Genomic DNA, 9,304 nt, shown 5'->3' with positions numbered 1-9,304 from the left:
GCCGTGCATGGGCTCCAGGCTGAGGGTCTTCAGTATCAGCATGTCGAGTGTTCCCTGGATCACGTCAGTGTTCTGATCGTCCATGGGAGATGACGGTATATCTCACTCATCATGATTGTCAAGATGTGACAGGCAGGATAAGTGGTTTGAAGTCGAGGATCAGGGACGGGCGGCCGTTGGAGATGGATGGGCAGCCGCGGAAAATCTGTCAGGGAGGTGTTGCCCTTCGAGCCCAGATAGTTGATGCCGATCCTGCCGATGTCGACTGGCGAGTTCAGGCCAAGTCACTCACGGAAGTCTTGAAGAAGCCTCGATGATGTTTCCGGATCAGAATAGCCAGAAAGTGATGAATTTGGACATCCGATGAGGTTTCTGTGGTTAAATAGGGAATCCAGCAGATGATGAAGTATTCGGATTTAAGCCACGTATAAATGAGGTTTTCGGATGGCCGATGAAGTTCCCGCACCGAAATACCCGATAAAGACCGGCCTCTGCAGATTAATTGAGGATCTGAACCTGCAAGTACCTCCTCCTGCGACACAATCCGAAATTGTCGCTGGAGCCCGAAGGACCGTTGCCGCTGACGGGAAGATCCTCGAGCAGTATCCAAAAGACTACGCTCCGAAAGGGCAAGTTGGAGATCTTCGCTTCGCCCTGCGCAACGAACCCATCGCTCTGGATGTCTATGCCGCTATCTTCAGGGCCATAGACTTGCACATACTCGAGACGTGGATTCAATCTGAGCCCACCAGCATCTTTGCCCGGAGAGCCTGGTACTTGTATGAGTTGCTGACGCAGAGACGTCTCAACGTCCCTGACTTGATTCCTTCGGGCTATATAGACCTCTTGGACCCGAAAATTCACCTTACCGGTCCTCGAAGACTCATTCGAAGGCAACGGATCAATGACAACCTCCTTGGCGATGGCAGATACTCCCCGCTGGTTCGAAGGACCGAGCAACTGCAGAGTTTCATGGCGAGAGGCCTTTCCCAGGAAGCACAAACAATCGTGCGGGGCTGCGACCCCGCGATTCTGTCCCGGGCCGTCCAGTATCTGTTCACCAAGGAAACGAAGTCCTCCTTTGCCATCGAGGGTGAAGCTCCAAGTCAGGATCGAACCGAACGCTTTGTCACTTCGCTTATGAAGGCCACCGATTTCGATCCATCAAAAAAGAGCCAGTTTGTTAGTTTGCAAAACGAGATCGTCGATGCCCGTTACGCGCAGAGCGATTGGCGGACGGACCAGAACTTTGTCTCCCAGACACTCCCCGACTATAGCGAACACGTGCATTTTGTTTGTCCGAAACCCGAGGACGTTCCGGCCTTAATGGATTCATGGATGCAAATGGTATGTCGTTTGGAAACGTCAGACGGAACGGACCCTGTAGTCTCGGCAGCAGTGGCATCATTTGGATTTGTTTTCATACACCCCTTCGATGACGGCAATGGCCGCATCCATCGCTTCCTTGTCCACCACGTTCTCGCCAAGCGCGGCTTTACGCCACCAGGAATTCTCTTTCCGATCTCCGCTGCGATGCTGCGAAATCGAGCGGCCTACGACCAGGCGCTCGAACGGTTCTCGGGTTCCATCCTCCCACTCATTCAGTTTGATCTCGATTCGGATCATGGAATGACAGTGCATAACGAAACTGAGAATCTCTACCGCTATTTCGACGCCACCGAACAAGCGGAGTACCTGTATCGATGTGTAGAGGAGGCGATCCGACATGACCTGCGGGAAGAGATCGGGTTCCTCGCCGTCTTCGATGCCGCCCTTCGAGCCACGTTGAATATCGTCGACATGCCAAATCGCCGAGCATCGCTCTTGATAAAACTCATCCTCCAGAACAGAGGCGACCTTTCCCAAGCCAAGCGCCCTTTGTTCTCTGAGCTGTCTGACGAAGAGATACGGCGCATCGAAGAGGCCGTACGGCAAGCGCGGCAGGAAGCACACCCTATAGAACTGGAATTCTCAAGGGAAGATCAGGAGATCGCATGAGCTGTATGGCACCACTCACCACTCCCACGAATACGGGATCTCCTGTCCTTGGAGGCTGCTGTGTTTCTCAACCCACACCTTATGGAACGTGATCTGTTTCCACAATCCGGAAAATTGGGCCACAGCAATCGTCTCCGCAGCAGTAGAGTTTCCGAGGATCGCATCTAGTGATTCCCATTTGTTTCCGGCAAGGCATCATCTTCTCGCGCCATCCATACGTACATGGCGGGCATAAGGAAGACGCCGATCACGAGGTTGGCAATGAGACCGCCGACGATAACGATAGCGAATGGTCTTTGGGAATCAGAACCGATGGCATGAGACATCGCAGCCGGGAGTAGCCCGAGCGTGGCGACCAGCATTGTCATCATGATCGGCCGAAGCCGAAGAACGGCCCCTTCGATCGCCGATTCGACAATCTGCTCACGGCCAGTTTCGCCGGCCGCTCTTCGCCGGGCGCGGAGCTGGTTAATGTATTCGAGCATGATTACACCCGTCTGCACCGATACGCCGAAGAGCGCAAGGAATCCGACAGCCGATGACACAGAGAAGTTGGTTCCGGTGAGGAAAAGCGCTAAAGGTCCACCGATCGAAGCCATGATCACCGAGACCAGAACAAGCATCGTCCACTTGTAAGATCGGAACATGACGTAGAGGATCAGGAAGATCGCGAGCACGGTGATGGGAATGACAATCGCCATGCGCTTGTCGGCGCGCTTCTGGCTCTCATACTCGCCGGCCCACTCCAAGTGATAGCCGACCGGGAGCTTCACGTTCTGATCGACTTTGTCGATTGCCTCTTTCACCGTAGATCCAAGATCTCGCCCTCGCACCGAGTATTTGATCGCAATGTAACGCTGACCTCCCTCGCGATAGATCTCCTCGGCGCCATCGTCGGTTGACACTTTAGTGAGTTGCGCCAGGCTCACGCGCTCTCCGGAAGGCGCGAGCAAGCGAACATTTTCAATAGCCTCCCTTGTGTCCCGGCATTGTTTCTCATAGCGGAGCGTAACGTCGTAACGTGCCTCGCCCTGCTGAACTTGCGTAAGAGCATTGGCTCCGACAGCCGTCTGAATTGCGTCTTGGATATCTGCGACATTGATGCCCCAGCGGGCAGCCGCTGCTCTGCCTACCTGAAAATTCAAATTCGGCTGGCCAATGATGCGGAAGATCCCGAGGTCCTCAACGCCACGTACGCTAGCCATCCGCGCCTGGACTTCCTCAGCTTTGCTCTCGAGCGTTCGCAGATCGTCTCCATACAGTTTGACTGCGAGTTCGCCCTTCACACCCGAGACCGCCTCTTCCATGTTGTCCGATATGGGCTGTGAAAAGTTCCAGATCACTCCAGGAAATTCCTCCAGCTTTCTGTTCATCGCGGCGATAAGGGCATCCTTGTCCTGGTGGAATACCGGCCGCCACTGCTTTTTCGGCTTGAGATCGACGAAGTACTCGGTGTTGAAGAAACCCGTCGTGTCTGTGCCATCATCGGGACGTCCGGTCTGGCTCACAACCTGTGTGACTTCGGGAAATGATGCCATAGCGATCCGGGCCTTGTTGGTGAAATCAATGCTCGCCGTCGGCCCCTCACTTGGTGGTAGCGTTCCCCTGACCCAGATGGATCCTTCATCCAGATGGGGCAGGAACTCCGAACCGATCGGCCCACCGAAGGTGAGATACAGGGAGAAAAGAAACAGCACGCCAGCGAAGCCAACGGTCACGTACCGGTGCTCGATGGCTTTCCGAACCGCGGTTCGATAATGGCTGGTCAGCCAAAGCATCAGTGGGTTGTGCCACTCCTTCGCTCCCCTACCTAAGAGCAGGCTAGCGAAGACGGGCGCGATGATCATCGAAAACGTCAGTGCACCAGCCAGGGCAAACGCCACCGTCCAGGCCATTGGCTTGAAGAGCCGTCCCTCTACTGCCTGCAGTGTAAAGATGGGCAGATAAGCCGTGATGATGATCGCGATGGCGAAGAACACCGGTCTCTGAACTTCATGCGCTGCATCGCGGATTTTGTGCGCGGGAGTGCGTTGATCGTCCGATTGCGCAAGGTGTCGAACAATGTTTTCGATCATCACCACGCTGCCATCGACAACCATGCCGAAGTCGAGTGCGCCGAGAGACAACAGGTTCGCAGGGATATGGCTGAGATCGAGCAAGATGGAAGCGAACATCAGGGAGAAAGGAATGGTGAGAGCGACGATAATGGCGCCACGCACATTGCCCAGGAACAGAAAAAGAATGATCGAGACCAGAATCATCCCTTCCGTCAGGTTGTGCTCCACGGTATCCACGGTGAACGTGACGAGGTCAGAACGGTCGAGAAACGGGACAACTTTGACACCCTTCGGCAGAATGCGGTTGTTCAGCGTCTCCACTTCCTTGTGAATGCCCACGAGGACGGGATCTGAATCCTGCCCCTTTTGCAGCAGAGCAATTCCTTCAACGGTATCGGGATTATCCACGATGGTTCCGTCGGGCCGGTGCGTAGCGCGTCCGATCTGTCCCAGGCGTATTTTCGGACCCTGCGTGACGGTCGCGATTTCGCGCATCCTGATCGCGGCTCCGTTGTTGCTCTTGACGACAGTGTTTTCGATGTCCTGCACCGAACGATACAGTCCGAGCGATTGAACATTAACCTGCTGTGCGCCCTGTTCAATGAAGCTGCCGCCGCCGTTTGTATTGTTCGCGGATATCTGCTGTTCCACCTGGGCGATGGAGAGGCCGCCGGAAACGAGTTTGTCCGGGTCCAGCCGGACCTGGTACTCCTTCGTTGGCCCTCCGAAACTGGACACATCTACGACGCCCGGAACACTCTTGAATGATTTCTCAAGCGTCCAGTCTTCCAGCGATTTCTTTTCCATTACGTCGTATGACGGATTGCTGCTTTCGAGCGTGTACCAGAAGATCTGGCCGACCGGACTCCAATCCGTACCCATCTGCGGGGTCAGGTTTGCAGGCAGGTTCACTTGGCCCAGCCGCTCCAAGACGTGCTCGCGATTCATGTCGCTCGTCGAATCGTCGTCGAAGATAAGCATCAGGCTCGACAGGCCGGCGAGAGTCGTAGAACGCAGATGGGTGAGATGTGGAAGGCCGGCCATCTGGATTTCTACCGGAACAGTGACCTGGCGTTCGATCTCTTCAGCGCTCCTGCCAGGCCATTGCGTGATGATCTGTACGTAGTTGTTGGCCACGTCTGGATATGCCTCGACGGGGAGATTACGGAACGAAATGACTCCCCACGCCGTGAGGACGAGTGTCCCGCCGAGCACCATCCATCGATTTCTGAGTGCAAATTCGACCAGTGCGCGAAGCATTACTGTTCCCCCGCTGTTTCAAGAAGCAAGGCATTGGTCACAACCGGAGTGCCGGGATCAATTCCGGAAAGGATCTGTTGCCGGCCGCCTTCGAGCATCTTGCCGGCCTGAACCTCCGTGCGCTTGAACTGGTCTTCGCCCACCGGAACGTAAACCCAATCGCGATCGTGCAAATGCAAGACCGCATCCGCTGGAACGGCCGTGAATGTCTTCTTTTTCAAGCTGGAGAAGGTCGCTGTTACAAACATGCCAAGCTTAAGAATCCCTGGATTGGGGACCTCTATTCGAACCTTTGCAGTGCGGAGCGATGGATCGAGAACCGGACCGATGTCGCTGATGCGTCCTCTGAGGATTCTGCCGGGATATGCATCAAGCCTCATCTGAGCCTCCTGCCCAAGATGCAATTGCGGAATGTCGTTCTCGTAAACGTCGCAGAGAATCCATACTTCGCTCAGATCGGCAATCGTGAATGCCGTTGCGCTCCCTGATAGAGTCACGCCCGCCGCCGCGGCATTGGTCACATTCTGGCCAATGATGACGCCGGAGATCGGCGCGTACATATGGACGATGCTGCTTGGGTGTGCCTTGTCGAGGCCGAATAACTTCAGTTGCGCATCGGCAGCGTCCAGATCAGCCTTGGCGTCTTTCTCCGCATCCTCTGCTTGTTCGAGCATTCCCTGAGAGATCACGCCGTGCTTGAACAAATCCTCGGCGCGGATGTAAGCCTTGTCCGACATCTGCTCATCGTTCACCGCCTTTAGATACGCATCAAACGCATTGGTCACGTCAGGGCTCTGCACGCTGAAAAGCAACTGTCCCTTCCGGACGTTGTCGTCGAGGCGCGTCTTTATGTCTACAACACGCCCGTTCGCAAGCGAGATGACTGGAACCTCACGCGATACGTCGGGAAACACCGTTCCGGTCGCATTCAGTTCGGCAGGCGCCTCCATCTGTCCGGCCTTGACAACGGGAAACTTTGACACCTCTTTTGCTGGGATCGTTATCAGGCTCATGTTGGACACCTCGATCACCTTTGCCGGAGGTGGATCGCCATTCCCCTCGTCCTTTCTCCGGCAACCCGTAAGAGCCAAGGCAATGGCTCCAAACAATCCGACGACTCTAAGGAAATGAAATCGATTTGCAGATTGCTTGATCATTGAATCACCTCACGACCAACGGCAAGATTGAGCTGAGCAGCGGCAGTTAAATAAGACCCGATCAGCTGCAGGTAGGCCTGCTGAACGACCCGGTAATCGCTCTGCGCATTCAGAAAGTCCATCAGCGACGCTCCGCCGTGCTGATAGGCGTAGGTCACCGCGTCGCGCACGTGGGTAGCTTGCGCTGTGTATTTATCCTTGTAGGGTTTGAGAAGTTCAACGCTGCTCTGCACCTGCGCATACGCCGAGTCCACATCGCTGAACACCTGCGCCCGGGCGGCTTCTTCGGCTTGGCGGCTGCGATCGATATCGAGAAGTGTGCGCTGCTTCTCGCCCTGGTTGTGATCAAAGATCCGCAACGGAATGCTGACACTCGCGCCCAGCGTCTGAATCCCGTTCGGATTGTTGTTCGATGAGTTGTAGGTGTACCAACCGCCAAACGTCGGATCCGTCGATCCGTTGGCGACCGCAAGCTTATGATTCGTCTCCGCCTGCTGTATCGTTTGCATCGCGGCCTGCAGATCCGGTCGCGTGTCCAGTGCGGCCTGCCTGTATTCATCGAGCGGTTTCAGCGAATCAGAGAAGTCGAATGGACCGGAGACATCGAACTGCTCCACCGGCGTCCGATCATCCAGCAACTGCAAGAGCTGAATCTTTGCGGTACGTAGATTCACGATCGCCGACTGCAACGCCGACTCATATTGCGCTCGCTGCAACTCGATGCGATCGCAATCGATCTGCGCTATATCCCCCGCCCGGAGCCGTTCCCGGCTCATTTCGATGATGTGGTCGTAGTATTCGAGTTCGGTTTTCGCAAGCTCAAGCAACGCTTTTGCCTGCAGCGTATTGACGAATGCGCCGCGAAGCGTGAACTCGAGGTCCCGCCTGGCATCTTCGGATTGCGACTGCGCAATGCGCGTCCCTTCTTTGGCGCCTTCGAGGCGCAGTTCGCGTTTGTGTTCGCGCTCGTGCAGATAGCTGACGTTGGGCACGAAATCGGTGCCTTTGATTGGCTGCCAGACTCCGTCGTGAGGTACGATCTGCGTCCCATCCGTCGATAGTGTCAGCTGTGGGTTCGGACGAAGATACGCAGTGATCTCCTGTGCGTGTGCTTCCTCTACGGTCAACGCGTTGGCTTTCAGCGTGGGATTTGTGGCTTCAAACCTGGACCTGACCTGCTCCCAGTTGAGGCTCTGCTGCGCTGAGCAGACCCCGACCGCCAAAAGGAGCATTGCCATGGTCCGCGCAGGAATCCGCGTGGGCAAACCTGGCTTCATATTCTTCCTCGGGACCGGCGCGAAGCGCGCCGCGACTTATCGATTCTGTGAGAGGACTGATCGAATGAAACCCGAGCGCCAAAACACGCGATTCATAGATGGAATTGCGGGCAGTAGTCCGACCGATCAGGCCGTCGCTTCCGGTTTATTTCAATCGAAGATGTGCGAATTAGAGAGGAAGGGATACAGGCGGAGCGCGGGGGGAATCTGATGTCGAGATGATGTCGTTGAGAGAACGTTCTTCGCGCCGAACTCTCCAATGCGAAGAAGAGGAATCAAAGCGAAGGATCTCGAGCAGCTGAGCCGCGTGATGCGATTCGAATCGGGATGGTAAGCCGAGAATCAGACAGGCTTGTACCGGCTTCGGCACACGCCACCGGCACGGTGCATCCGACGCTGCCGGGAAATCTTCAACGCGCACTTGCCGGAACTTGCCGTGTCCATCGTTCAGCCAGACCTGGATGCGTTTGTGCGTGAAGGCCTGCTCGACAATAAGGTCTGGTATTCCGTCCTGGTTCACATCCTGAGCAGAGATTGTGAGCGCAGGATCGTTCGCGGCAAACACCAGGTCACGGTTTTCCCCGGCTGAGAGATGCAGCTCAATCCGGTAAATCTTCTGGTCGCCGATAACACCGGCGTCAAGAAGCAACGCTCCATCCGGCTCCTGGTCGTGATCGAAGTCCGCTGCTATGAGCCTCGATCCGAAGGAGGACCGAAGCTGCCCCGAGGCATTCTTGGAATTCGACAAAGCTCCCCACAAGCCGTCCTGGGCCCACAAGCACGGAGCGGCCAAGGCAATCAGGAGAAGAATCGCTTTTGCGAACGGGGAACGCAGTTGCATCGAATTAACTATAGTCTTCCACAGAAATTCGGGGAAATGCAACTGACCCAAAACGGTCAGCCCAATCCATAGCTTTGGATGAATGGCGGCGATTTGTCGGCCGATATCTCAGACCGGATAGATTTCCGTCTCCGCCTGACATCCAGGATCGGTAAACGGAAAACGCGCTTCACAACAGGAAAGCTTGACTCCTCATCAGTCCTCGAGTTCTCGATGAGCGCAATATCGCCGGGTCATTCATTGAGGTCTTGAAGGATCTGCTGTGTTTCTCAACCCACACCTTATGGAACAGCCGGATCGATGAGATCCGGCTGATTATTTTGTGTGGGTTAGGAGGACGGTTTTCAGGACCCTTTCGGAACGGCGGCTTCGGCAGGGTTTTGAAGGTGAAGGACCCTGTGCACAGTTGTTCGACTGATGCGGTGCTCCCTGGCGATCTGGCCGATGGTCTGACCGCGGCAGCGGTCCCTGCAGATCGCATCACGATCAAGTTCGAGCGCAGGACGTCCGATGTGCCGGCCCTCCAGGCGCGCCCTCCGCATGCCGCTTCGGACGCGCTCGACGATGAGCGAGCGTTCGAGTTCCGCGATCGCCCCGATGATGACCACGATGGCACGGCCCAGCGGACCACCCGTGTCGATCTGCTCGCGGAAGCTGACGAACTCGATGTTGAGCCGGTTGAACTCGTCCAACAGTTCGAGGAAGTGCCGGGTG

At 55.7% G+C, this 9,304-nt stretch carries 6 protein-coding genes; 1 reads left to right on the top strand and 5 read right to left on the bottom strand.

What is annotated here, in order from left to right:
- Positions 1 to 444: 444 nt before the first annotated feature.
- Positions 445 to 1,998, top strand: a complete 1,554-nt coding sequence (locus WA354_RS10565) for a Fic family protein (RefSeq protein ID WP_472812971.1) — start codon at positions 445 to 447, stop codon at positions 1,996 to 1,998.
- A 164-nt stretch (positions 1,999 to 2,162) separates the two neighbouring features.
- Here the strand turns inward: WA354_RS10565 and WA354_RS10560 are convergent, their stop codons facing one another.
- The 5 genes from WA354_RS10560 to WA354_RS10540 form a co-directional block, all read right to left on the bottom strand.
- A complete protein-coding gene (locus WA354_RS10560; RefSeq protein ID WP_472812970.1) occupies positions 2,163 to 5,315 on the bottom strand; it encodes an efflux RND transporter permease subunit in 3,153 nt (1,050 codons plus the stop codon).
- On the bottom strand, positions 5,315 to 6,472 hold the full coding sequence (locus WA354_RS10555) for an efflux RND transporter periplasmic adaptor subunit (RefSeq protein ID WP_472812969.1): 1,158 nt from the start codon (positions 6,470 to 6,472) through the stop codon (positions 5,315 to 5,317). Before WA354_RS10555 ends, WA354_RS10560 begins: the two co-directional genes overlap by 1 nt.
- On the bottom strand, positions 6,469 to 7,749 hold the full coding sequence (locus WA354_RS10550) for a TolC family protein (protein ID WP_472812968.1): 1,281 nt from the start codon (positions 7,747 to 7,749) through the stop codon (positions 6,469 to 6,471). The genes WA354_RS10555 and WA354_RS10550 overlap by 4 nt, the downstream gene beginning before the upstream one ends.
- A 169-nt stretch (positions 7,750 to 7,918) precedes the next feature.
- The gene (locus WA354_RS10545) at positions 7,919 to 8,590 is read right to left on the bottom strand and encodes an FG-GAP repeat domain-containing protein (RefSeq protein ID WP_472812967.1); all 672 of its coding nucleotides are present in this window, start codon (positions 8,588 to 8,590) and stop codon (positions 7,919 to 7,921) included.
- A gap of 344 nt (positions 8,591 to 8,934) precedes the next feature.
- Entirely contained in the window at positions 8,935 to 9,282 is a 348-nt protein-coding gene (locus WA354_RS10540) for a recombinase family protein (protein WP_472812972.1), read from the bottom strand.
- Positions 9,283 to 9,304: the final 22 nt, after the last annotated feature.

It is taken from the genome of Occallatibacter sp. (assembly GCF_049802275.1).
Taxonomy (GTDB): Bacteria; Acidobacteriota; Terriglobia; order Terriglobales; family Acidobacteriaceae; genus Telmatobacter.
Note: the sequence above shows the minus strand (reverse complement) of the source record. Positions and strands in the feature narration are given on the sequence as shown.

Excerpts from the sequence above, each read along its gene's own strand:
- WA354_RS10550 (WP_472812968.1), bottom strand. The coding sequence starts at position 7,749 with ATGAAGCCAGGTTTGCCCACGCGGATTCCTGCGCGGACCATGGCAATG.
- WA354_RS10560 (WP_472812970.1), bottom strand. The coding sequence starts at position 5,315 with ATGCTTCGCGCACTGGTCGAATTTGCACTCAGAAATCGATGGATGGTG.
- WA354_RS10565 (WP_472812971.1), top strand. The coding sequence starts at position 445 with ATGGCCGATGAAGTTCCCGCACCGAAATACCCGATAAAGACCGGCCTC.
- WA354_RS10555 (WP_472812969.1), bottom strand. The coding sequence starts at position 6,472 with ATGATCAAGCAATCTGCAAATCGATTTCATTTCCTTAGAGTCGTCGGA.
- WA354_RS10545 (WP_472812967.1), bottom strand. The coding sequence starts at position 8,590 with ATGCAACTGCGTTCCCCGTTCGCAAAAGCGATTCTTCTCCTGATTGCC.